Source organism: Mesorhizobium alhagi CCNWXJ12-2, assembly GCF_000236565.1.
GTDB classification, from domain to species: Bacteria; Pseudomonadota; Alphaproteobacteria; order Rhizobiales; family Rhizobiaceae; genus Allomesorhizobium; species Allomesorhizobium alhagi.
Genome location: NZ_AHAM01000053.1, coordinates 24,356 through 46,858, shown reverse-complemented (window position 1 = coordinate 46,858; position 22,503 = coordinate 24,356). Strand labels below are relative to the sequence as shown.

Annotated in this window: 19 protein-coding genes; 11 read left to right on the top strand and 8 right to left on the bottom strand. The window is 63.6% G+C overall.

The window, feature by feature from the left end:
• Positions 1 to 139 precede the first annotated feature (139 nt).
• Positions 140 to 1,525, top strand: a complete 1,386-nt coding sequence (locus MAXJ12_RS07640) for a glutamine synthetase family protein (protein ID WP_008835223.1) — start codon at positions 140 to 142, stop codon at positions 1,523 to 1,525.
• A 35-nt stretch (positions 1,526 to 1,560) separates the two neighbouring features.
• Complete coding sequence (locus MAXJ12_RS07635) at positions 1,561 to 2,268, top strand: UdgX family uracil-DNA binding protein (RefSeq protein ID WP_280113319.1); 708 nt, start codon at positions 1,561 to 1,563, stop codon at positions 2,266 to 2,268.
• 185 nt (positions 2,269 to 2,453) lie between these two features.
• Here the strand turns inward: MAXJ12_RS07635 and MAXJ12_RS07630 are convergent, their stop codons facing one another.
• From MAXJ12_RS07630 to MAXJ12_RS07615, 4 genes are all read right to left on the bottom strand, one after another.
• Positions 2,454 to 3,716 (bottom strand): glycerate kinase type-2 family protein, encoded by a 1,263-nt coding sequence (locus tag MAXJ12_RS07630; protein WP_008835221.1) that lies wholly within the window; start codon positions 3,714 to 3,716, stop codon positions 2,454 to 2,456.
• A 22-nt stretch (positions 3,717 to 3,738) separates the two neighbouring features.
• Positions 3,739 to 4,239, bottom strand: a complete 501-nt coding sequence (locus MAXJ12_RS07625; protein ID WP_008835220.1) for a heme-degrading domain-containing protein — start codon at positions 4,237 to 4,239, stop codon at positions 3,739 to 3,741.
• 189 nt (positions 4,240 to 4,428) lie between these two features.
• On the bottom strand, positions 4,429 to 5,754 hold the full coding sequence (gene guaD, locus MAXJ12_RS07620; protein WP_008835219.1) for a guanine deaminase: 1,326 nt from the start codon (positions 5,752 to 5,754) through the stop codon (positions 4,429 to 4,431).
• Positions 5,755 to 5,809: 55 nt separating this feature from the next.
• A complete protein-coding gene (locus MAXJ12_RS07615; RefSeq protein ID WP_008835218.1) occupies positions 5,810 to 7,027 on the bottom strand; it encodes a urate hydroxylase PuuD in 1,218 nt (405 codons plus the stop codon).
• A gap of 127 nt (positions 7,028 to 7,154) precedes the next feature.
• Between MAXJ12_RS07615 and MAXJ12_RS07610 the strand changes: the two genes are divergently transcribed.
• Together MAXJ12_RS07610 and dps are read left to right on the top strand one after the other, a co-directional pair.
• A complete protein-coding gene (locus MAXJ12_RS07610; RefSeq protein ID WP_008835217.1) occupies positions 7,155 to 8,075 on the top strand; it encodes a LysR family transcriptional regulator in 921 nt (306 codons plus the stop codon).
• Between the two features lie 95 nt (positions 8,076 to 8,170).
• Positions 8,171 to 8,659 carry a DNA starvation/stationary phase protection protein Dps gene (gene dps, locus MAXJ12_RS07605; RefSeq protein ID WP_008835216.1) on the top strand — a complete coding sequence of 163 codons (489 nt, stop codon included), beginning with the start codon at positions 8,171 to 8,173 and terminating at the stop codon, positions 8,657 to 8,659.
• Here dps and xdhC read toward each other — a convergent pair.
• The 4 genes from xdhC to uraH are packed head-to-tail and all read right to left on the bottom strand — an operon-like array spanning position 8,596 to position 13,743.
• On the bottom strand, positions 8,596 to 9,525 hold the full coding sequence (xdhC, locus tag MAXJ12_RS07600; RefSeq protein WP_008835215.1) for a xanthine dehydrogenase accessory protein XdhC: 930 nt from the start codon (positions 9,523 to 9,525) through the stop codon (positions 8,596 to 8,598). The two genes, dps and xdhC, sit on opposite strands and share 64 nt — an antisense overlap.
• A complete protein-coding gene (gene xdhB / locus MAXJ12_RS07595) occupies positions 9,522 to 11,867 on the bottom strand; it encodes a xanthine dehydrogenase molybdopterin binding subunit (protein WP_008835214.1) in 2,346 nt (781 codons plus the stop codon). The genes xdhC and xdhB overlap by 4 nt, the downstream gene beginning before the upstream one ends.
• A 25-nt stretch (positions 11,868 to 11,892) precedes the next feature.
• Complete coding sequence (gene xdhA, locus MAXJ12_RS07590; protein ID WP_008835213.1) at positions 11,893 to 13,374, bottom strand: xanthine dehydrogenase small subunit; 1,482 nt, start codon at positions 13,372 to 13,374, stop codon at positions 11,893 to 11,895.
• A 3-nt stretch (positions 13,375 to 13,377) separates the two neighbouring features.
• Complete coding sequence (uraH, locus tag MAXJ12_RS07585; RefSeq protein ID WP_040585307.1) at positions 13,378 to 13,743, bottom strand: hydroxyisourate hydrolase; 366 nt, start codon at positions 13,741 to 13,743, stop codon at positions 13,378 to 13,380.
• Between the two features lie 182 nt (positions 13,744 to 13,925).
• On the opposite strand from uraH, the gene puuE reads away from it, so the two are divergent.
• From puuE to MAXJ12_RS07550, 7 genes are all read left to right on the top strand, one after another.
• The gene (gene puuE, locus MAXJ12_RS07580; RefSeq protein ID WP_008835211.1) at positions 13,926 to 15,359 is read left to right on the top strand and encodes an allantoinase PuuE; all 1,434 of its coding nucleotides are present in this window, start codon (positions 13,926 to 13,928) and stop codon (positions 15,357 to 15,359) included.
• A gap of 10 nt (positions 15,360 to 15,369) precedes the next feature.
• The gene (locus MAXJ12_RS07575; protein WP_008835210.1) at positions 15,370 to 16,218 is read left to right on the top strand and encodes a bifunctional allantoicase/(S)-ureidoglycine aminohydrolase; all 849 of its coding nucleotides are present in this window, start codon (positions 15,370 to 15,372) and stop codon (positions 16,216 to 16,218) included.
• A gap of 11 nt (positions 16,219 to 16,229) precedes the next feature.
• Entirely contained in the window at positions 16,230 to 16,733 is a 504-nt protein-coding gene (locus tag MAXJ12_RS07570; RefSeq protein WP_008835209.1) for an ureidoglycolate lyase, read from the top strand.
• Positions 16,730 to 17,323: a nucleoside deaminase gene (locus MAXJ12_RS07565; RefSeq protein ID WP_008835208.1), complete on the top strand. Its 594-nt coding sequence runs from the start codon at positions 16,730 to 16,732 to the stop codon at positions 17,321 to 17,323. The genes MAXJ12_RS07570 and MAXJ12_RS07565 overlap by 4 nt, the downstream gene beginning before the upstream one ends.
• Positions 17,324 to 17,495: 172 nt before the next feature.
• Positions 17,496 to 19,502 (top strand): CocE/NonD family hydrolase, encoded by a 2,007-nt coding sequence (locus MAXJ12_RS07560; RefSeq protein WP_008835207.1) that lies wholly within the window; start codon positions 17,496 to 17,498, stop codon positions 19,500 to 19,502.
• A gap of 152 nt (positions 19,503 to 19,654) precedes the next feature.
• Positions 19,655 to 21,244: an ABC transporter substrate-binding protein gene (locus tag MAXJ12_RS07555; RefSeq protein ID WP_008835206.1), complete on the top strand. Its 1,590-nt coding sequence runs from the start codon at positions 19,655 to 19,657 to the stop codon at positions 21,242 to 21,244.
• Positions 21,245 to 21,457: 213 nt separating this feature from the next.
• Entirely contained in the window at positions 21,458 to 22,495 is a 1,038-nt protein-coding gene (locus tag MAXJ12_RS07550; protein ID WP_008835205.1) for an ABC transporter permease, read from the top strand.
• The last annotated feature ends 8 nt before the right edge of the window (positions 22,496 to 22,503 follow it).

The following is a 22,503-nucleotide window of genomic DNA, read 5'->3' as shown; positions in this document are numbered from 1 at the left end:
GCGACGAGTCAACCGTTGCGGCGGTCCGGACCGCGCCGAGGGCCGGTATCGCCAGTCACCGGCTCATCTCGGCATTCGGCGATATTGCCGCCGAACTCGCGGCGTGAGACAAGCCCTTTCTCGGCAACAGAGCAGTATTATGACCTCTCCATCAGGTTCGACCGTCGAAGAAGCGGTGACATTTCTAGAGCAGCACCCCGAAATCGAAGCGTTCGACATCGTGCTGACGGACGCCAACGGCGTCGGCCGGGGCAAGATCATCCGACGTCATGAGCTTGCCGCTATCTACGAGAGCGGCCGACACATGCCGATCTCCATCCTCGGCCTCGACATCACTGGCGAGGATGTCCACGAGACTGGCCTGATCTGGGATTCCGGCGACGGCGATTTGCGCGCGTGGCCTATCCCCGGCACGCTGAAGCCGCTCCATGGCACAAGCCCGGCGCGCGGCCAGGTGCTGATGTCGATGTATCATCTCGACGGCTCGCCGATGACCTCCGACCCACGCCATGCGCTGGCGCGACAGGTCCGGAAGCTCGAGCAAAAGGGCCTGCGTCCGGCAGGCGCCTTCGAGCTCGAATTTTTCCTGCTCGCCAATGAGCGCGACGCGGAAGGCCGCGTGCGGCCGGCAGGCGCCGTGCTCGACGGGCGCCGGAGTGGCAAGACCGAGGTCTATTCGGTAGATCATCTGCACGGCATGGAGCCGCTGTTTTCCGACATCTACGCAGCCGCCAAGGCGCAGGGAATTCCGGCCGAGACCGTGATCTCCGAGTATGCGCCGGGCCAGTACGAACTGACGCTGCACTACCGCAAGGACATCATGCAGGCGGCCGACGACCTCGTCATGCTGAAGCGCCTGGTGCGGGCGGCGGCGCGCAGGCACGGCGTCACCGCCTGCTTCATGGCCAAGCCGATCGAGAAATATGCCGGTTCCGGCATGCATCTCCACGTCTCGATGCTGAACGATTCCGGCCGCAACATCTTTTCAGAGGCGGAAGAAGGAAAATGGGCGCCCGCGCTGCTGCATTCGCTCGGCGGCCTTGCTGCAACGATGCCGGAATCCATGCTGGTGTTTGCGCCGCACGCCAATTCATGGCGGCGTTTCGTGGCCCAGTCCTACGCGCCGATCGCGCCGACCTGGGGCGTCAACAACCGCTCCGTGGCCTTGCGCGTACCGGCCGGCGACGTGAAGAACCGCCGCATCGAACATCGTCCGGCCGGCGTCGACACCAACCCCTATCTGGTGGCTACGACGGTGCTCGCCGGCATCACGAAAGGCCTTGATGAAAAACTCGACCCCGGCCCGGAGACGACCGGCAACGGCTACGAGAACGCGCCGAAGCTGGCCGATGCGCCTGGTGACTGGCGCACGGCCATCGAGGCTGCGGAAGCATCCGAGTTCCTGAAGGAGGCGCTAGGGTCCGACCTTCATCACACCTTCACCGCGATCAAGCATGCCGAGTATCTGCGCGTGGCCCGTACGGTGAGCGAGCTCGATTATCACCTCTATCTGCACGAGGTGTAAGCGGAACCTCCTCCGGCCCCGCTCATTCCTGCAATGTGCGAGGTGAAGAGATGATTGCCCGAATTTCTGCCGAGCCAGCCCCGCGCCACGCGAAGGAGGAAGTCAGGCACTGGCCGGAACCCAAGCCGACGGATGAGGGCGAAGGCGGCGACGCGGCCTCGATCGACGAACTGCGCGAGATCGCCGAGGGCTGCCGCCGCTGCCCGTTGTGGCGCGACGCGACGCAGACCGTGTTCGGCGAAGGCCGGCAGCAGGCAAGGGTGGTGTTTGTCGGCGAGCAGCCCGGCGACCAGGAAGATGTAGCGGGCAAACCGTTCGTCGGCCCGGCTGGCAGGGTTTTCGATCAGATTCTTGCGGAGGCCGATCTCGACCGCACGATCACCTATGTCACCAATGCGGTAAAACATTTCAAGTTCGAGCAGCGCGGCAAGCGCCGCATCCATTCCAAGCCGAATGCCGGCGAAATCCGGGCCTGCCGCTGGTGGCTGGACAATGAATTGCGGCTGATCCAGCCGGATCTGGTGGTGGCGCTCGGCGCGACCGCGGCGCAGTCGCTGCTTGGCAAGGCGGTCCCGATAACCAGGATGCGCGGCGACCTCGTGCAGCGCGAGGACGGCTTGCGCATCTTCGTGACCATCCACCCGTCATTCATCCTGCGCATTCGCGAGCGGGCCGACAAGGAAGCCGAACGCGCGCGATTCCTGGACGACATGAAGGCGGTGAAGAAGCTGATGGCGGCTTGAGGAGTGGTGCGTCGAGGCTCGCTGCGCTCGCACCTCAGGATGAGGAAGGTTGTTTCCGCTTCATAATCCTGGAGTGTTCCCATCATGGTTTCAGGCGGGGACTCGATAGTTCGGGAGGGGCCAGGCACCCGCCTTCCTCATCCTGAGGTGCGAGCGCAGCGGGCCTCGAAGGACGCACCCAACACTCACCTCACCAGAAACGTCCTGAGATCATTCACATTCGTCCCGGTCGGTCCAGGCACGAACAGATCGCCAACCGCGTTGAACGCCGTCCAGGCATTGTTGCCGGCGAGCATGGCCTTGGCATCGACGCCGGCGGCGCGCATGCGGGCAACGCTCGAACCATCGGCAAACGCGCCGGCATTGTTTTCGGACCCGTCTATGCCGTCCGTGTCCGCAGCCAGAGCGTGGACGCCGGGAAGTCCGGCGACGCCGAGCGCGAAGGCGAGCAAAAATTCGCTGTTGCGGCCACCCTTGCCTTTCGCCCGCAGCGTCACAGTGGTCTCACCGCCGGAAAGCACGAGCACCGGCTTCCTGAACGGCCGGTCGCGGGTAGCAATCTCGCGCGCGATCGCCGCGTGCACGGAGCCCACGTCGCGCGCCTCGCCTTCGATGGAATCCGACAGAATGATAGCTTCTACGCCCTGCTTCTTTGCCTCGGCGGCAGCGGCTTCAAGCGAGACGGCGGCCGACGCGATGACATGCACCTCGTTGCGTGCAAAACGCGGATCGTCCGGCCGCGGCGCTTCGGCGGCGGCTGAGTTCAGGTGCGCCATCACCGCATCCGGCAGCTTCATGCGATAGGCGGCAACGATAGCGAGCGCATCGGCGCGGCTTGCTGCGTCCGGAATGGTCGGGCCGGAGGCTACCAGCGCCGGATTGTCACCGGGAATGTCCGACACCACCAGCGAAACCACGCGCGCCGGCCATGCAGCGGCGGCGAGGCGACCGCCCTTGATCGTGGAGACATGCTTGCGCACCGCGTTCATCGCCGAGATCGGTGCGCCGGAGGCAAGCAGCGCCTCGTTGACGGCGATCTCCTCAGCCAGCGTCAGACCGTCGGGCGGCGAGGGCAGCAGCGCCGAGCCGCCGCCGGAGATCAGCGCCACGACCAGATCGTCTTCAGTCAGGCTCCCGACCGTATCAAGCAGCGTTCTTGACGCTTCGAGGCCGGCCGCGTCCGGCACTGGATGGGCCGATTCCAGCACGCGAATGCGCTCGCATGGCGCGGCATAGCCATATCGCGTGATCACCACGCCTTCCAGCGGACCGTCCCAGGCTTTCTCGAACGCCGCCGCCATCTGCGCGGAGCCCTTGCCGGCGCCGACCACGATCGTCCGGCCCTTGGGCCTTTCCGGCAGATGCTTGCGGATTGTTAGTTCCGGATCGGCGGCCGCGATAGCCGCGTTGAAGACCGCGGTGAGGAGGGATTTGGGATCGATGGTCAAGGGCACGTCCCTCCCGCGGAGCTCAAGTCGCAGCCGCCAACGCCATCGAGGCGCGATCCCGCCCCAGATGATCGCAGAGCGCATCGACGATAATGCCGTGGTCCTGCCTCTGCGGCAGGCCTGACACTGTGATGACGCCTATCACGCCGACGCCTCTGACGCGGATGGGGAAACCGCCGCCGGCCAGCACGTATTCGGACGCCGAGAGCCCGTAGCGCTCAGCGAACAGGGCGCTTTCGCCGCCCTGTTCGAGCATCATCCGATAGGTGCTTTTGAGGAACATCTTGACGACGTTGCGCTTCCGCCGCGCCCAGTCGGTATTGGAGCCCGTCGAGCCCGGCATCGCGGCATAGAAAAGCGGCCGGTCCCAAAGTTGAATATCGACGATGATCGGCCAGTTCTCGGCCAGCGCACAGGCACGCAACGCCGACCCGATCTCGAATGCCGTCGCCTCATCGAAGGCGTCAAACGCCAGTTCGGTTTCCTGAACCTTGATCTTCTCGATATCGCCGGCAACGCTCATGACGCTCCTCCGAAAGCTCCGCTTTGACCGATCGTCATCGTCGGGTCAAGCATGGCGCGGCAGCGAGATATGTCGGCTCTTATGGTGCGTCCTTCGAGGCTCGGCTTCGCCTCACACTCAGGATGAGGAATGTAGGCGCCCGACCTTCCTCATCCTGAGGTGCGAGCGCAGCGAGCCTCGAAGGACGCACTATTCATTCTCGCTCCCAACCATCATGCTCTTGGTCGGCTTGCCCGCGACATAGACCTCGCGCACCGCGCGGTCGTCGCCGAGCGTCTGCAGCAGAAAAAGCTCCTCCGTCAGCGTCTCGACCGTCTCCATCCGGAGCCGCATGCCGGGTGTCGCGCGGCTGTCGAGCACGACGATGTCGGCATCGGTGCCTGCATCCAGCGTGCCGGCCATGTTGGCGATCGACAGCGCCTCGGCATTGCCGCGCGTCATCTGCCAGAACGAGGCGAGCGGATTGAGTTTCTCGCCGTTCAGCGCGATGACCTTGTAGCCTTCGTCCATGGTGCGCAGCATGGAATAATTGGTGCCGCCGCCGACATCTGTGGCGGTCGCGATGCGCAGCGATTTTTCGCGCTGCCGGTAGCGCTGGTAATCGAACAGGCCGGAGCCGAGGAACAGGTTCGAGGTCGGGCAAAACACGGCCACCGAACCCGAATCCGACAACGCGTCAGCTTCGCGCTCCGACAGGTGGATGCAGTGGCCGAACAGGCTCTTTGACCCGAGCAGGCCGTAATGCTCGTAGATGTCGGTGTAGTCCTTCGACCACGGATAGAGTTCCTGCGTGAAGGCGATCTCTGCGTGATTTTCCGAGAGATGCGTCTGCATGTGCAGGTCCGGATGCTCGCGGCAGAGCACGCCAGCCATCTCAAGCTGCTCGGGCGACGAGGTGATCGCAAAGCGCGGCGTGATCGCGCAGCGCTGCCGGCCCTTGCCGTGCCATTCGGCAATCAGCGCCTTCGTGTCGTCATAGCCGGATTGCGGCGTGTCGAGCACGCCTTCCGGAGCGTTGCGGTCCATCATCACCTTGCCGGCGATGTTAAGCATATTTCGCGCGTGGCTCTCCTCGAAAAACGCCTCCGCCGATTGTTTGTGCACCGAGCAGTAGGCCGCGACAGTCGTGGTGCCGTGACGGACCAACTCGTCGAGGAACAGCCGCGCAACGCGGCGGCCATGCTGCGCATTGCGGAACTTTGTCTCCTCGGGAAACGTATACTTGCTCAGCCAGTCCAACAGTTCCGCGCCATAGGACGCGATGACCTGCATCTGCGGAAAATGCGCATGTGCGTCGATGAAGCCGGGCAGCAGCAGATGCGGCCGGTGATCGATTTTTTCCGCGCCCTCGCCGGCCTGGCTTGCGACTTCCGCATAGGCCCCGGCAGCTATGATCTTGCCGTCGCGCAACAGCAGCCCGCCATCCTCTTCATAGCGGAAGGCTCCGTGGTCGTCGGTCGAATCTGGCGAGCGCAGGAAGGTGAGCGTGCGTCCGCGAAGCAGGGTGGAGGTCATAGGCGCTTCTCGGTTCTGAAGGACTGCTGACCTATGCCATTTGGCAGAAATCCCGTCATTTCCCCGCCCCTTCGAACCAGGCCGCAAGCAGCGCCCGCTCCTCGGGTGTCATGGCGGTGACGTTGCCCGGCGGCATTGCGTGGCTGCGCCCGGCCTGCAGGTAGATTTCTCGGGCATGCTCGGCAATCGTGGCGTCGGTTTCGAGGATTACGCCCTTCGGCGCCTGATGGATGCCCTCATAGGCCGGTTCCGCCGCATGGCACATCGAGCAGCGGCCGAGCACGGTGTCGCGTACTGCTGGAAAATGCGACGAAGCGACGAAGATCTCGCTGGCCGCCGCCTGCTTCGGCTCACCGGTCAGGATCTTCGGCACGGTCGAGAGCCAGATAATGACAATGAACAGAACCGCCGCCGCCAGCCAGGTCCAGGTCGGGTTGCCCTTGCGCGCATGCCGCGTGTTGAAGAAGTGCCGGATCAGCACGCCGATGATGAACACCAGGGAGGCGATGACCCAGTTGAACTGCGTGCCGAACGCCAGCGGATAATGGTTCGACAGCATAAGGAACAGGACGGGTAGCGTCAGGTAATTGTTGTGTAGCGAGCGCGTCTTGGCGATCCTGCCGTATCTCGGATCGGGCTTCCTCCCGGCGATCAGGTCGGCGACGACGATTTTCTGGTTCGGGATGATGATCAGAAAGACGTTGGCCGACATGATGGTTGCGGTGACGGCGCCGAGATGCAGGAAGGCGGCGCGGCCGGTGAAGAGCTGCGTGTAGCCCCATGCCATGAACACCAGGACTGCGTAGAGCACCAGCATCAGCAGCGTGTCGTTCTTGCCGAGCCGCGACTTGCACAGGAGATCGTAGACCACCCAGCCGAGTGCGAGCGACGCCACCGATATGCCGATCGCCACCGGCGCGGAGACGTCGAGCACGTTGCGGTCGATCAGGAACAGGTCCGCGCCAGCGTAGTAAACCACCGCCATCAGCGCGAAGCCGCTCATCCAGGTGGCGTAGGATTCCCATTTGAACCAGGTCAGGTGCTCGGGCATCTCGGCCGGCGCAACCAGATATTTCTGGATATGATAGAAGCCGCCGCCGTGGACCTGCCACTCCTCGCCATGCGCACCCACCGGCAGGCCGGGGCGCTGGCGCAGGCCGAGGTCAAGCGCCACGAAGTAGAATGACGAGCCGATCCAGGCGATGCCGGTGATCACGTGCAGCCAGCGCACGGCGAAACTCAGCCAATCCCAGAAAATCGCGAAATCGGTCATGCCCGTCCTTCCCTGCCGACTCGGGACTTTACGGCCTGCGATGCAAACGGAAAGAGGGCAGGTGTGCGATGACTTTCAAAAAAATCTGGAAAATAGTAGCGTCGCCTCCGAAAATCAGAGGAAGCGAATGGCGTATCTCGACAATATCGCAGTCTTCGTCCGCGTCGTCGAACTGGGCAATCTGTCGGCGGCGGGCCGCGACATGAGGATTTCGCCGGCAGTCGCCTCCAACCGCGTCAAGGAACTGGAAAAGCATCTCGGCGTGCGCCTGTTCAACCGCACGACGCGCCAATTGATGCCGACCGAGCAAGGCACGGTCTTCTATTCCGGCGCAAAGCAGGTGCTGGACGCGATCGCCGAGGCCGAGGCCGCCGTCAGCGCGCTCTCCGGCCAGCCGCGCGGCACGATCAAGGTCACGGCCCCGCTCGGGCTCGGACGGCGGCTGATCGCCTCTGGCATCCCGGATTTCCGCGACAAATATCCGGATATCGAAGTGCGGCTCCGATTGTCGGACCACAATGTCGACATTCTGAAGGAAGGCATCGACGTCGCCTTCAGGCTTGGCCTGATCGAGGATTCGAGCCTCAGGATGCGCGGCATCATGGAGTGCGAACGCGTGCTGGTGGCCGCGCCGAAATATCTGGAGGCGCGCGGCGAACCGACCGAGCCGCGGCAGTTGATCGACGACAGGCATGATTGCCTGATGCTGCGCTTTCCCGGCATGCGGGAGTATTTCTGGACGCTGAAGACGCGGTCGGGCCCCGCCAAGTTCGAGGTGCACGGGCCGTTCGATTCCGACGACGGCGACGTCCTGACCGGCTGGGCCCTGGCAGGCCGAGGCATCATCAACAAGCCGCGTTTCGAGGTCGAGCCCTTCATCCGCGACCGCCGGCTGAAGATCATCCTCGCCGACACGCCGCCGACGCCGGTGCAGTTCGCCGCCGTCTATCCGCACAAGAAACTGCAGGATCCGAAGGTGCGCTTGCTGCTCGATTTCATGGCCGAGCGCTGCCAGCGGCTGATCCGGGATATTCTGGCGGGGAGGTGATCGCGAGCCCCCGATGTCGACACGGGTCCGCATTCAAAATAGACTGGATAATTGGGCGGCATATCTGCAGGCACAGCAAATTCGAGGAGCGCGTCATGCTGGCAACCGCGACAAGAAACGACCTGAAGTCCAACGCCAAGAAAACGTCGATCGAAGTCCTGAACGCAAGGCTCGCCGATTCGATCGACCTTGCGCTGATCACGAAGCAGGCGCACTGGAACATCAAGGGCCCGAATTTCATAGCCATCCACGAAATGCTCGACGGCTTCCGCGGCGAACTCGACACCTATGTGGACACCATGGCGGAGCGCGCCGTACAGCTCGGCGGGACCGCAATGGGCACGTCGCAGGTCGTGGCGGAGAAGAGCACGCTTGGCGCCTATCCTACGAACATCTCCAGTTCCAGGGACCATATCGCCGCGTTGATCGACCGCTACGCCGCAACCGCCAAGCTGGTGCGCACCGCGATCGACGAGACCGACGAGGCGGGGGACGCCGGCACCGCCGACATCTTTACCGGCTATTCGCGCGCCCTGGACAAGGCCCTCTGGTTCCTGGAATCACACACCCAGACCACTGAATGAGCGCGCGGCAGTAAGCTCCCGGCCATGCTGCCGTCGAACGCCTCGGCGGCATCGGCAGGCCAGCCCGCCCGCGCAGTCATGATCTCTGCCGCGGCCAGCGCGGCGATGACGGCGGGGCGTTTGTCCTTCACTTGATCGCCGCCGATCGGCGAGACGAGGCGGGCAAAGTCCGCCTCGCTGCCGCCGGCGGTCTTCAGGTACCAGCTCCTGAACGTCGCCTTCTTCGTTTTCGAGCCGATCATGCCGACATAGGCCGCGTCGTCGCGCTTCAGCGACTCGGCGACGATCAGGAAGTCCAGCGCATGGTCGTGCGTGAGCACGACGAACGCCGAACCGGACGGAGCGTCGCGGACCATTTCTTCGGGCACCGGAGTCAGCCGCATCTCGATGCCTTCCGGCATGTCCTCCAGCGCATCCGCACGCGTTTCGACCACGATCACACGCACCGGCAGCAGCACAAATGCGGAGGCCAGCGCATGGCCCACATGACCACCCCCGAAGACATAGACGTGAGGTAGCTTGGCGTCCTCGGCTTCCGCTTCGTCGAGGAGCATGGATCGAACCGCCTCGTCTGCCAACCTAATCGACGCCTCGACCCGCCCGCCGCAGCACTGGCCGATTTCGGGTCCGAGCGGGATGTCGAGGAGCAATCCTTCGCCTGCGTCCGCCAGCATCTCCCGCGCCTTGGAAATCGCCATGAATTCGAGCTGCCCGCCGCCGATCGTGCCGAAAATCCTCTCCGGCGAAACCAGCATCCAAGCGCCTTTTTCCCGCGGGGTCGAGCCTTTGACCTCGGCCACCTCGACCAGCGCCGCCGATGGCGATGCGTCGAGGAAGGCCTGCAGGTTCTTGGCCGTGCCACTCATTTTCGCGCCGCTTCGGCCCTCAGCCGCTCGACCGCCATCAGCACGCGCTCGGGCGTCGCCGGTGCGTCGAGGCGCGGGCAGATCTTGTGGTCGGCGACGCTCGCCACCGCATCCGACAGCGCATGCAGCACCGAGATCGCCAACATGAAGGGCGGCTCGCCGACAGCCTTGGAGCGGTGAATGGTCGGCTCGTTGTTTTCCGGCCAATCGGCGAGCGTCACGTTGAAAATCTTCGGACGGTCCGACGCCAGCGGTATCTTGTAGGTCGATGGCGCATGGGTCCTGAGCCGGCCCTTCTCGTCCCAGACCAGCTCTTCCGTGGTCAGCCAGCCCATGCCCTGGATGAAGCCGCCCTCGATCTGGCCGAGGTCGATGGCGCGGTTCAGCGAGCGGCCGGTCTCGTGCAGTATGTCGGTGCGCTCGACCATATATTCGCCGGTCAACGTATCGATCGACACCTCGGACACCGCTGCGCCGTAAGCGAAATAATAGAACGGATGGCCCTGCCCCTTATCGCGGTTCCAATGGATTTTCGGCGTCTTGTAGAAGCCGGCGGCCGAAAGCTGGATGCGCGCCATATAGGCCTGCTTGACGAGATCGGCGAAGGCGACCTGCTGGTTGCCGATGCGCACGCGGTTGGGCAGGAATTCGATCTGGTCGAGCGGTACCGCGTATTTGTCGGCCGCGAAATCGGCAAGCCGGTCGCGGATCGTGCGGGCGGCGTTCTTCGCCGCCATCCCGTTGAGGTCGGAGCCGGACGACGCCGCCGTCGCAGAGGTGTTGGGCACCTTGCCGGTCGTCGTCGCAGTGATCTTCACCTGGTCGATGTCGATCTGGAACTCCTCCGCAACCACCTGCGCGACCTTGACGTAAAGCCCCTGCCCCATTTCGGTGCCGCCATGGTTCAGGTGCACCGAACCGTCGGTATAGACATGCACCAGCGCGCCGGCCTGGTTGAAATGCGTGGCGGTGAACGAGATGCCGAATTTCACCGGCGTCAGCGCCAGCCCGCGTTTTATCACCCGGCTGTTGGCGTTGAACGCATCGTTAGTGCGCCGCCGCCGCGCATAGTCGGAACTCTCCTCCAACTCGGCGACGATGCGCTGGATAATGTTGTCCTCCACCGTCTGGTGGTAGGGCGTCACGTTGCGGTCGCTGGTCCCGTAGAAATTGATCTTGCGGATTTCGAGCGGGTCTTTCCCGGTGGCGAACGCCACCTCGTCGATGACACGTTCGGCGCCGACCATGCCTTGCGGCCCGCCGAAGCCGCGGAACGCGGTGTTGGAAACGGTGTTGGTGTAGAGCGGCACTGAGACCGCCTTCACCGCCGGATAGAAATAGGCGTTGTCGCAATGAAACAGCGCGCGGTCGGTAACAGGTCCCGAGAGATCGGAGGAAAACCCGCAGCGCGCAGCGTAGGAAAAATCGACGCCGTGGATTTTTCCGTCGTCGTCGAAGCCGACTTCATAGTCGATGAGGAAGTCGTGACGTTTGCCCGTGGCGGTCATGTCGTCGTCGCGGTCCGGCCTGATTTTTACCGCCCGGCCAAGCCGCTTGGCCGCGATCGCCGCGATCGCCGCAAACTGGTTGGACTGTGTTTCCTTACCCCCGAACCCGCCGCCCATGCGCCTGATCTCGACCGTCACCGCATGCGACGGCACGCCGAGCGCATGGCTGACCATGTGCTGCACCTCGCTCGGATGCTGCGTCGACGAATAGACGGTGACGTCGTCATCCTCGCCAGGCACGGCCATGGCAATATGGCCCTCTAGGTAAAAATGGTCCTGCCCGCCGACTCGCATCCGGCCCGTCAGCCTGCGCGGCGCTTTGGCGATCACCCCGGCGGCATCGCCGCGCGAAAGCGTCAGCGGCGGAGTGACGAGCTTTGCGCCCTTGGGATCGACATCGGCGACGTCGACGATTGCCGGCAGTTCGTCATATTCAATCTTCGCCAGCCGGCAGGCGCGCCGCGCCTCTTCCCGCGTCTCGGCGATGACGGCGAAGATCGGTTGGCCAAAAAACTCGACCTTGCCGTCTGCAAGCACCGGCTCGTCATGGCGACCAGTGGGCGAGATGTCGTTCTCTCCCGGCACATCCCTGGCCGTCAACACATGGACCACGCCGGGTGCGGCGCGAACCGCGGACAGGTCGATCGAGCGTATCGTCCCATGCGCCACCGTCGATAACCCGAGGCAGCCATGCAGCGTGCCCGCCGGCTCCGGCATGTCGTCGATATAGATGGCAGAGCCGTTGACGTGCTTGTGCGCTGAATCGTGGCGCTGGTCGGTGGCGACGCCGCCTGAAATTTTCTCCGCCTTGAGGTCGGGCTGATGCGCGGTCATTGAGAGTTCTCGCGGGTTCTGCACATCACGCCGCCTCGTGCCTCGAAACCTGCAGCGGCGCCATCGCCCCGGTGGTCTCCAGATAGAACCGCCGCAACAAATTCTTCGCCACCAGCATGCGGTATTCCGCCGAAGCGCGCATATCGGTCAGCGGCGTGAAATCCTCGTCATAAGCCTCGACCGCTACCTCCACCGTCGCCTCGGTCCACGGCTTTCCGATCAGCGCCGCCTCGACCGCTTTTACCCGTTTCGGCGTCGCCGCCATGCCGCCATAGGCGATGTGGACGTCCGAAACCCGGCCGTCGCCAGCCAGCTTCAGATGGAACGCGCCGAGCACGGCGGTGATGTCCTCGTCGCGGCGCTTGGTGATCTTGTGGACCGCGAAATGCGCGCCCTCAGCCGGCACCGGCACATCTACCGCCTCGACGAACTCGCCCGGCCGCCTGTCCTGCTTGCCGTAGGCGATGAAGAAATCCTCCAGTGGTATTGTCCGACGTTCACCGCCCTTGCGCAGCGTCAGCGTCGCGCCGAGCGCAATGAACGGTGGCGGCGTGTCGCCGATCGGCGAACCGTTGGCGATGTTGCCGCCAATCGTGCCCATGTTGCGCACCTGGTCGCCGCCGATGCGGTCGAACAGCGGCCCGAGCGCTGGAATGCGCTCCGCCAGCGTCGAGAACGCCTCCGTGTAGGTGACGCCCGCGCCGATTGAAATGACGCCGCCGCGCTCGGAAATCGTCCGCAATTCGTCCAGGCCGGCAATGAAGATCGCCGGCGAAATCTCGCGCATGAATTTCGTCACCCAGAGCCCGACATCGGTCGAGCCGGCGACGATCGTCGCCTTAGGCTCCGTTTCGAGGATCGCGGCGAAATCGTCGACATTCGCCGGCACGACCAGCCTGCCCTTGCCCTCGCCGATCTCGACCCGTGCGCCGTCCCTCAGCGCCGCCAGCTTTTTGCCGACTGCCGCGCGTTCCACCGCCAGCGGGTCCTTCGCCGCCTTGCCGTAATTCGATATCACACGCGCCGCCCGCACGATCGCCTCGTAGCCGGTGCAGCGGCAGAGATTGCCCTGCAACGCCTTCTCGATCGCCTCGTCCGACGGCTCGGGATTCCGCATCCACAGCGCATAGAGCGACATGACGAAGCCCGGCGTGCAGAAGCCGCATTGCGAGCCGTGGAAATCGACCATCGCCTGCTGCACCGGGTGCAGTTTGCCGCCCTCGCCGCGCAGGTGCTCAATGGTCACAACATGGCAGCCATCGACCGAAGCGAGAAAGCGGATGCAGGCATTGACGCTCTCATAAGCGAGCTCGCCGCCCGCAAGCCGGCCGACCAGCACCGTGCAGGCGCCGCAATCGCCCTCGGCGCAGCCTTCCTTACTGCCGCGCAACGAACGGCGCAGCCGCAGGTAGTCGAGCAGCGTCTCGTCCGGTGCGACTTCGGACAGCGCCACCGCCTCGCCGTTCAGCAGGAAGCGGATTTCGTTGCGGCTTTTCACTGCGGCCATCCTTCAGCTCCCCCTGTAGGTCGAGTAGCCGTAGGGCGAGAGGAGCAGCGGCACATGGTAGTGCTTGTGTTCGGCCATGCCAAACCGGATAGGGATGATGTCGAGAAAGGCCGGTTCGGGCAGCGCAATTCCCTGCGCCCGCAAATAGTCGCCTGCCGCAAACACAAGCTCGTATTCGCCGGTCGCAAATTCCGAGCCGGCCAGGAGCGGCGCGTCACAGCGGCCGTCGCTGTTGGTGGAGACAGCCTTGAGCAGCGTGCGCTGCTCGCCCTCGATGTGGAACAACGAAATGGACAGGCCCGCCGCTGGCCTTCCAACAGCGGTGTCGAGCACATGGGTGGTCAGTCGCCCGCCTTCACTTCCCGACATTTTGCCTCCCTTCAGGACCGTCGCAGCGCAGCGGTCGATTGTGCGGCGATTAAATGCCATGCATAAGTCCGGGTGAAGCGGAACACCACAAAAAGACTTTCAAAATTTTTCGGGGGAATGCCGGCCGATCCCGTCGACTATCTTGGATTGGCAAATCCGACAGGACTGGCGGCAAGGGATTGATGCGTTACCAGCGAGACATGCGCGGCTATGGGCAGAACCCGCCGGACCCAAAATGGCCGGGAGGCGCGCAAATTGCCGTGCAGTTCGTCGTCAATTACGAGGAAGGCGGCGAGAACTGCATTCTCCACGGCGACGCCGCCTCCGAAGCCTTCCTGTCCGAGATCGTCGGCGCAGCCCCCTGGGCCGGCATGCGCCACTGGAACATGGAATCGATCTACGAATACGGCGCTCGCGCCGGCTTCTGGCGGCTGCACCGCATGTTTACCGAGGCCGAGGTTCCGGTCACCGTCTACGGCGTCGCCTCCGCCCTTGCCCGCTCACCGGACCAGGTGGCCGCGATGCAGGAGGCCGGCTGGGAAATCGCCTCGCACGGGCTGCGATGGATCGACTACCGCGACCATAAGATGGAAGACGAGCGCCGCGACCTAGAGGAGGCGATCCGGCTACATTCGGAAGTCACTGGCGAGCGCCCGACCGGCCTCTATCTCGGCCGCACCTCGATCAATTCGGTGCGTCTGGCTGCAGCCGAGGGCGGCTTCGATTATGTGTCCGACACATATGACGACGAGCTACCCTATTGGCTGGATCACGACGGCCATGGCGGCGCGATCCCGCCGCAGCTCATCATCCCCTACACGCTCGACGCCAACGACATGCGCTTCGCGACGCCGCAGGGCTTCAATTCGGGCGACCAGTTTTTTGCCTACCTCAAGGACAGTTTCGACACGCTGTACGAGGAGGGCAAGAAAGGCCGACCGCGCATGATGAACATCGGGCTGCACTGCCGGCTCGTCGGCCGGCCCGGCCGTGCGGCGGCGCTGCAACGCTTCATCGACTATGTGAAAGGCCACGACAGGGTCTGGCTGACGCGGCGCATCGACATCGCCCACCACTGGCGCGAGCATTATCCTTACCAAGTACCGTCAGTGCGTCCCTCGCGGATGGGCAGGGAAGATTTCGTCGAAAAATTCGGCGGGGTCTTCGAGCATTCGCCCTGGGTTGCCGAGCGCGCTTTCAAACTGGAGCTTGGCTCTGCGCATGACAGCGCCGGCGGCCTGCACAATGCGCTCTGCCGCGTCTTCCGGTCGGCAAGCGAGGCTGAGCGGCTCGGCGTTCTGAAGGCGCATCCCGATCTTGCCGGCAAGCTGGCGGCCGCAAAAAGACTGACGCCCGAATCGACCGGGGAGCAAGCCTCCGCCGGGCTCGACGCGCTGACCGACAGCGAGCGCGAACTGTTTTCGAAGCTCAATTCCGCCTACGTCGCCAACTTTGGTTTCCCCTTCATCATCGCCGTCAAGGGCAGGACCAAGGACGAGATTCTGGTCGCTTTTGAAACCCGCATCGGCAACGACCGCGTCACCGAATTCGCCACCGCATGCAAGGAGGTGGAGCGCATAGCGCTTCTGCGCCTCCGCGATTTGTTGCCCCTCTGAAGGAAGAAGCATGACCGGCCGCACCTACTACGCGCCCCATGGCGGCCTGCCGCCGCAGACGGATCTCCTCACCGGCCGCGCCGTGTTCACTGCGGCCTATGCCGTCATTCCGAAAGGCGTGATGAGCGATATCGTGACCAGTTGCCTGCCCCTCTGGGAGGAGACAAGGGCGTGGGTGCTGTCGCGGCCATTGTCCGGCTTCGCCGAGACGTTTTCGCAATACATCATGGAAGTCGGCCCGGGCGGCGGCAGCGATCGGCCCGAACCCGACAATGCCGCGGAAGCAGCCCTTTTTGTCGTGGAGGGCGAACTGACCGTCACGGTTGAAGGCCGCAAGCACGTTATGCGGCCCGGCGGCTTTGCCTTCATTCCGCCGGCGAGCCGGTGGACCGTCCGCAACGATAGCAGTGCGCCGGTCCGCTTCCACTGGATCCGCAAGGCTTACGACTTCGTCGAGGGAATCGACGTTCCCGAGGCATTCTTCGCCGACGAGGCGGAAATCGCGCCCACCGCCATGGCTGGGACCGACGGAAAATGGGCGACGACACGCTTCGTCGACCCGGCCGACATGCGCCACGACATGCATGTCACCATCGTCACCTTCGAGCCGGGCGCCGTGATCCCGTTCGCCGAGACGCACGTGATGGAGCACGGCCTCTATGTGCTGGAAGGCAAGGCGGTCTATCGCCTCAACCAGGACTGGGTCGAAGTGGAGGCTGGCGACTACATGTGGCTGCGCGCCTTCTGTCCGCAGGCCTGTTACGCTGGCGGCCCCGGCAAGTTCCGCTATCTTCTCTACAAGGACGTCAACCGGCACATGAAGCTCGGCGCACCGGGCGCCGCGAAACACTTCGGATAGGGATATTCTTCGTGAAAAAGATCCTTGCGGAGCCTTTGACCCGCGAAGCCTTCGCCGACTTCGGCGACGTGCTCGACATGGAAGGCGAAAACCACCACCCAATCAATGGCGGCAAGGCCGAACGCTACCACGACCTCGCCAGGGTGGAGGCGGAAGGCCCGAACGCGCGCGTGCTGATCTCGATCGTCAAGAGCACGCATTATGCGTTTCCACTGAGGCTGAGCATGGTCGAGCGCCACCCCTTCGGCAGCCAGGCGTTCATGCCGCTCGCTCCCCGACCGTTCGTGGTGGTGGTCTGCCACGACGGCGAAGACGGCCCCGGCACGCCGCATGCCTTCGTCACCGAACCGGGACAAGGCGTCAACTATCGGCGCAACACCTGGCACGGCGTGCTCACGCCGATCAACGAGCCGCAGGAGTTCCTGGTGGTCGACCGCGGCGGCGACGGCTCCAACCTGGAAGAATTCTTCTTCGACGAGCCGTGGGAAATTCACTTGCCCGGAATGACGCTTTGAGCGACGCAACCCTCATCGACAGCCTGCTCGATGTGATCGAGCACGACATCTTGCCCAAGACCGTCGAAGGCGTATCGCACGGCAACAAGCTTTTTGGCGCAGCTATCTTGCGGAAGAACGATCGCTCGCTGGTGCTCGCCGAGACCAACAACGAGATCGAGAATCCGCTCTGGCACGGCGAAATCCACGCGCTGAAGCGCTTTTATGAGATGCCGCGCGAGAAGCGGCCGGACACCAAGGACTGCATCTTCCTGGCCACCCACGAGCCCTGCTCGCTCTGCCTGTCGGCGATCACCTGGACCGGCTTCGACAATTTCTACTACCTGTTCAGCCACGAAGATTCCCGCGACAGCTTCGCCATCCCGCACGATCTGAAAATCCTGAAAGAGGTCTTCACCCTCGATCCCGGCGGCTACAATGCCGAGAACGCCTACTGGAAGAGCTATTCCATCCGCAGACTGGTGCGCGATCTGCCGGAACCCGAGCGCGCCCAGCTTGAAGCGCGGATCGCGAGGATCTCGGCGCGCTACGATACGCTTTCAGCCGAATACCAGGACAGCAAGATGGACAACGACATTCCGCTGAATTGATGAACGCCAATGGTTGATTGCGGCTTTCTCGCGCCTGTCACGCCGACCGCCAGCCGGCTATGCACATTGCCTGCGATTGCTCCTCCGGACGCAAATGCGATGGGGCAGGACGCTAATCCGCATTGAACTTGCACCCGTCTCCATGCCTGATGCCGCAGGCAGGAGCACACACATGAAGACCATCACTACCTTTCCCCGCAAAGTCCTCGAATATCCCGACTTGGGCATCGTCATGCCGGACGGTTGCCGGCTTTCGGCGCGGGTGTGGATGCCGGAGGACGCCACGGAAAACCCGGTGCCCGCGATCATCGAGCATCTGCCTTATCGCAAGCGCGACGGCACGACGGCGCGGGACAATCTCACCCACCCCTACTTCGCCGGGCACGGCTATGCCTGCATCCGCGTCGACATGCGCGGCAATGGCGACTCCGAAGGCCTGATGGAGGACGAATACACCGAGCAGGAATTGCAGGATGCTTGCGACGTGATCGCCTGGGCTGCTTCGCAACCCTGGTGTTCCGGATCGGCCGGCATGATGGGCATTTCATGGGGCGGGTTCAACGCGCTTCAGGTCGCCGCAAAGCAGCCGCCGGCGCTGAAGGCGATCATCACGCTGTGCTCGACCGACGACCGCTATGCCGACGACATCCACTACAAGGGCGGGCTGCTGCTCAACGAGAATCAGGGCTGGGGCGCGACCATGCTTGCCTATTCGTCGCGGCCGCCGGACCCGACGCTGATCGGCGACAAATGGCGAGAAATGTGGCTCGACCGGCTGGAAAACGAACCTTTCCTGCCCGCTGTCTGGCTGAAACACCAGACCCGCGACGCGTACTGGAAGCGCGGCTCCGTCTGCGAGGATTTTTCGGCGATCAAGGCGGCGACGCTCGCAATCGGAGGCTGGGGCGACGCCTACAAGAATGCGGTCGCGCGTCTTGTTCAGGGTATCGAAGCCCCGGCCAAGGGCATAATCGGGCCGTGGATCCACAAATACCCGCATTTCGCGGTACCGAAGCCGGCCATCGGCTTTCTGCAAGAGGCGCTGCGCTGGTGGGACCGCTGGCTGAAAGGCGTCGAAACCGGCGTCGAAAACGATCCGGCGATGCGGCTCTATCTGATGGATTCAGCCCCGCCGCGCGACTGGTACGAGGAACGGCCGGGCCGCTGGATCGCCGAGCAAAGCTGGCCTTCGCCCAGCATTGCAGCGCGACGCCTGCATCTCGGCGCCGGCGGCGCCCTCTCCGAAAAAGCCGGCGCGCTACCGGCTACTTCGGTATCGACGCCGCAGGATTGCGGCATGGCCGGCGGCGAATACTGCGCCATCTGGCTCGGGCCGGAACTGCCGGGCGACCAGCGCATCGACGACGAGAAATCCGTCGGCTTCGACACCGCTCCGCTTGGCGAGCGGACGGACATCGTCGGCGCACCGGTGCTGCGCCTGAGGATTTCGGCCGATCGCCCGCGCGCCATGGTCGCGGTCAGGCTTTGCGACGTACAGCCCGACGGCGCCTCCACCCGCATCACATACGGTGTGCTCAACCTCTGCCACCGCAACAGCCACGAATTTCCCGAGGAGATAGTCCCAGGCGAGATTATGGACGTAGCGCTGAGGCTCGATGACATCGCCTATTCGATCAAGCCGGGCAACCGCCTGCGCGTGGCGGTTTCGTCAACCTACTGGCCGCTGGTATGGCCGTCTCCAGAAAAGGTCGCGCTGACCCTGCACGAAGGCATGCTGGAACTGCCGGTCCGGCCTTCCGGCACGGGCGACGAGGTCTCGTTCGAGGAGCCCGAGGCGGCCGCTCCCTGGTGCATCGAAATGCTGCGGCCAAGCTCCAACAGCCGCACCGTCGAGCGCGATTCCACCACCGGAATGGTCTCACTGAACATCGTCGACGATTTCGGCGAGAAGCGCGACAGCGACCATGGCCTGGTCACCGGCGGCATCGCCCGTGAGACCTGGACCATCGATCCGGACGACCCGCTTTCCGCCCATGGGCAAACGCACTGGACGGAAAGCTTGTCGCGAAATGAATGGTCGGTTCGGACCGAGACATTCACCTCCATGCGCTCCGACGCGGAGAATTTCCACCTGACCGGCCGAATCGAGGCCTATGAGGGCGAAAAGCTGGTGTTTGAACGCGATTTCGAGGAGAAAATCCGGCGCGACCATATCTGAGCGCCAGGCACGGTTGGTCCAGAAGCGACGCACCATTTACGCCACATCATGTCGTATTCTGCCTTGCGCCCGCCGCGATGTTGCGGTCAATATTCAATCCACAAAATATACAAAAATGATGTCGGCAAAACCGCCTGAGTGAGGAACCTCAAATGTCTAACGAACTCGATTTCCTGAGCCGCCGTGTCGCCGCCGGCAAGCTCAGTCGCCGCGATTTTCTCGGCCGCGCCGCCGCGCTCGGCGTCACCGCCACCTTCGCCAATTCGCTGCTCGGCAGCGCCGCCATGGCGCAGACGCCGCAGAAGGGCGGCATACTGAAGGCCGGCCTGACCGGCGGCGAATCGACGAACAGTCTCGACCCGGCGACCTTCCTCAGCCAGACGCCGTTCAGCTTCGGCAAGCAGTGGGGCGAACTGCTGCTGGAAATCGCCCCGGACGGCGGCATCGAGCCCCGCATCGCCGAGGAGATCAACCCGTCGGACGACGGCAAGGTGTGGACGCTCAAGATCCGCGACGGGGTCGAGTTCCACAACGGCAAGACCGTCACGCCGGAGGACGTGGTCGCCACTCTCGAACGCCATTCGGACGAGAAGTCGAAGTCCGGCGCGCTCGGCTACTTCAAGGGTGTCACCGGCATCAAGGCGAGCGGCAAGGAAGTCATCGTCGAACTCAGCGAGGCGAACGCGGACCTGCCCTATATCCTCACCGACTACCACCTCATCATACAGCCCAACGGCGGCAAGGATGATCCCACAGCAGGCATCTCGGCTGGTCCGTACAAAGTGACCGTCAACGAACCCGGCGTCCGTCATGGCGGCGAGAAGTTCGCCAACTACTGGCAGGGCGACAAGATGGGACATGCCGATCAGGTCGAGATCATCGTCATCAACGATGCGACAGCACGCACGTCCGCGCTGCAGGGCGGCCAGGTCGACATGATCGACCGGGTGGAGCCGAAGATCGTCGACCTGATCAAGCGGATCGCCGGTGTCACGATTCACAATCATTCCGGACCGGGTCACTATCCCTTCCTGATGCACTGCAATACGCCGCCCTTCGACAACAACGACCTGCGCATGGCGTTGAAGCTCGCCATGGACCGCGAGGAGATGCTCGACAAGATTCTTCGCGGCTACGGTTCGCTCGGCAACGACTTCCCGATCAACGCTTCCTATCCGTTGTTCCCCGACGACATCGAGCAAAGAAAATTCGATCCGGAGCAGGCGGCGTTCCTCTACAAGAAATCAGGCCACGACGGCCCGATCTTGCTGCGCACCTCGGACGTGGCTTTCCCCGGCGCGGTCGACGCCGCCCAGCTCTTTCAGCAGAGCTGCGCCAAGGCCGGCATCACCATCGAGGTGAAGCGCGAGCCGGGCGACGGCTACTGGACCGAGGTCTGGAACAAGCAGCCCTTCTGCACCTCCTATTGGGGCGGCCGCTCGACACAGGACCAGATGTATTCCACCGCCTACGTCTCTACCGCCGAGTGGAACGACACCAGGTTCCTGCGTCCGGATTTCGACGAAATGGTGCGCACCGCGCGCGCCGAATTGGACGAGGCGAAGCGCAAGGCGATGTATCGGGATATCGCAATGGTTGTCCGCGACGAAGGCGGCATGATCCTGCCGTTCTTCAACCAGTTCATCGACGCGACGGGATCGAGGGTCGCCGGCTGGTTCGAAGATCCGCATCAGGAAATGATGAACGGCTACGCACTGTCGAAGTGCTGGGTCGCCGCGTAAGGAACTGCGACGCCGATCCCCGCCTCTTCCCGGCTGATCGTCCGGGCAGAGGCGGAACGGCAATTCCTGCGTCGACCAGAGCCGAAAGGCAGCCCGAGAGGGGAGAGGATATCCGATGCCTCACGAGCGTAACCTGCCGAGGCGCTCCAGGGCCCACGCGAGCGTCCGCTGTCGACCCGCGCCCGCCTGCCGAATAACGACCTAGTGGAGCCCATGAGCACCGAATCGCCGTCAACCGCCGCGCCGCTCAGAACCGCTGGGCTGACCTCCGACAAGCCCACCCGCCCCCGAGGCGCCCACCCGGTTCTGACACTCGTGGCGCAACGCGTCGCGCTGGGCCTGCTCCTGTTGTTCGCCGTCTCGGTATTGATCTTCGCCGGCACGCAAATCCTGCCTGGCGACGTCGCGCAGGCGATCCTCGGGCAGTCCGCCACCGCGCAGTCGCTGGCCAATCTGCGCGAGGAATTGGGCCTCAATGACCCGGCGATCGTGCGCTATTTCAGGTGGCTCGGCGGCGTGCTTACCGGCGATCTGGGAACGGCGCTCTCCAGCGGCCAGAATATCGCCTCCTCCCTTTTGCCCCGGCTCTGGAACACGCTGTTTCTCGCTTTCTGGGCGGCGATCGTCTCGATACCGCTCGCGGTGCTCCTCGGCTTGATAGCCGTACGTTACCGCAACGGCGCGGTCGACAAGGCGATCTCCGGTCTGGCGCTCGCCTCGACCTCGTTGCCCGAATTCTTCATCGGTTACCTGCTGGTGTTTTTCTTCGCCGTCAAATGGCAGTGGTTTCCGGCCATTTCCACGGTCTACGAAGGAATGCCGTTTCTCGACCGGATGCAGGCGATAGCCCTCCCCGCGACGGCGCTGACGCTCGTCGTGCTCGCGCATATGATGCGCATGACCCGGGCCGCTATCCTCAATGTCATGCAGTCGGCCTATATCGAGACTGCGGAGTTGAAGGGGCTTTCCGCCTTCGACATCATTCGCAAGCATGCTTTTCCCAACGCGGTGGCGCCGATCATCAATGTGGTGATGCTCAACCTGGCCTTCCTGGTGGTGGGTGTTGTGGTGGTCGAGGTGATTTTCGTCTATCCCGGCATGGGACAATATCTCGTGGATCACGTGTCGAAGCGCGACGTGCCGGTGGTGCAGGCCGTGGGGCTGATCTTCGCGGCTGTCTATATCGGCCTCAACATCCTGGCGGATGTGGCCGGCATTCTCACCAATCCTCGACTAAGGCATCCGCGATGAGTTGCGTC

Bases quoted from the DNA above. Each gene is read 5' to 3' on its own strand.
- MAXJ12_RS07640 (WP_008835223.1), top strand. From the start codon at position 140: ATGACCTCTCCATCAGGTTCGACCGTCGAAGAAGCGGTGACATTTCTA.
- MAXJ12_RS07625 (WP_008835220.1), bottom strand. From the start codon at position 4,239: ATGAGCGTTGCCGGCGATATCGAGAAGATCAAGGTTCAGGAAACCGAA.
- guaD (WP_008835219.1), bottom strand. From the start codon at position 5,754: ATGACCTCCACCCTGCTTCGCGGACGCACGCTCACCTTCCTGCGCTCG.
- MAXJ12_RS07615 (WP_008835218.1), bottom strand. From the start codon at position 7,027: ATGACCGATTTCGCGATTTTCTGGGATTGGCTGAGTTTCGCCGTGCGC.
- MAXJ12_RS07610 (WP_008835217.1), top strand. From the start codon at position 7,155: ATGGCGTATCTCGACAATATCGCAGTCTTCGTCCGCGTCGTCGAACTG.
- dps (WP_008835216.1), top strand. From the start codon at position 8,171: ATGCTGGCAACCGCGACAAGAAACGACCTGAAGTCCAACGCCAAGAAA.
- xdhC (WP_008835215.1), bottom strand. From the start codon at position 9,525: ATGAGTGGCACGGCCAAGAACCTGCAGGCCTTCCTCGACGCATCGCCA.
- xdhB (WP_008835214.1), bottom strand. From the start codon at position 11,867: ATGACCGCGCATCAGCCCGACCTCAAGGCGGAGAAAATTTCAGGCGGC.
- xdhA (WP_008835213.1), bottom strand. From the start codon at position 13,374: ATGGCCGCAGTGAAAAGCCGCAACGAAATCCGCTTCCTGCTGAACGGC.
- uraH (WP_040585307.1), bottom strand. From the start codon at position 13,743: ATGTCGGGAAGTGAAGGCGGGCGACTGACCACCCATGTGCTCGACACC.
- puuE (WP_008835211.1), top strand. From the start codon at position 13,926: ATGCGTTACCAGCGAGACATGCGCGGCTATGGGCAGAACCCGCCGGAC.
- MAXJ12_RS07575 (WP_008835210.1), top strand. From the start codon at position 15,370: ATGACCGGCCGCACCTACTACGCGCCCCATGGCGGCCTGCCGCCGCAG.
- MAXJ12_RS07560 (WP_008835207.1), top strand. From the start codon at position 17,496: ATGAAGACCATCACTACCTTTCCCCGCAAAGTCCTCGAATATCCCGAC.
- MAXJ12_RS07555 (WP_008835206.1), top strand. From the start codon at position 19,655: ATGTCTAACGAACTCGATTTCCTGAGCCGCCGTGTCGCCGCCGGCAAG.
- MAXJ12_RS07550 (WP_008835205.1), top strand. From the start codon at position 21,458: ATGAGCACCGAATCGCCGTCAACCGCCGCGCCGCTCAGAACCGCTGGG.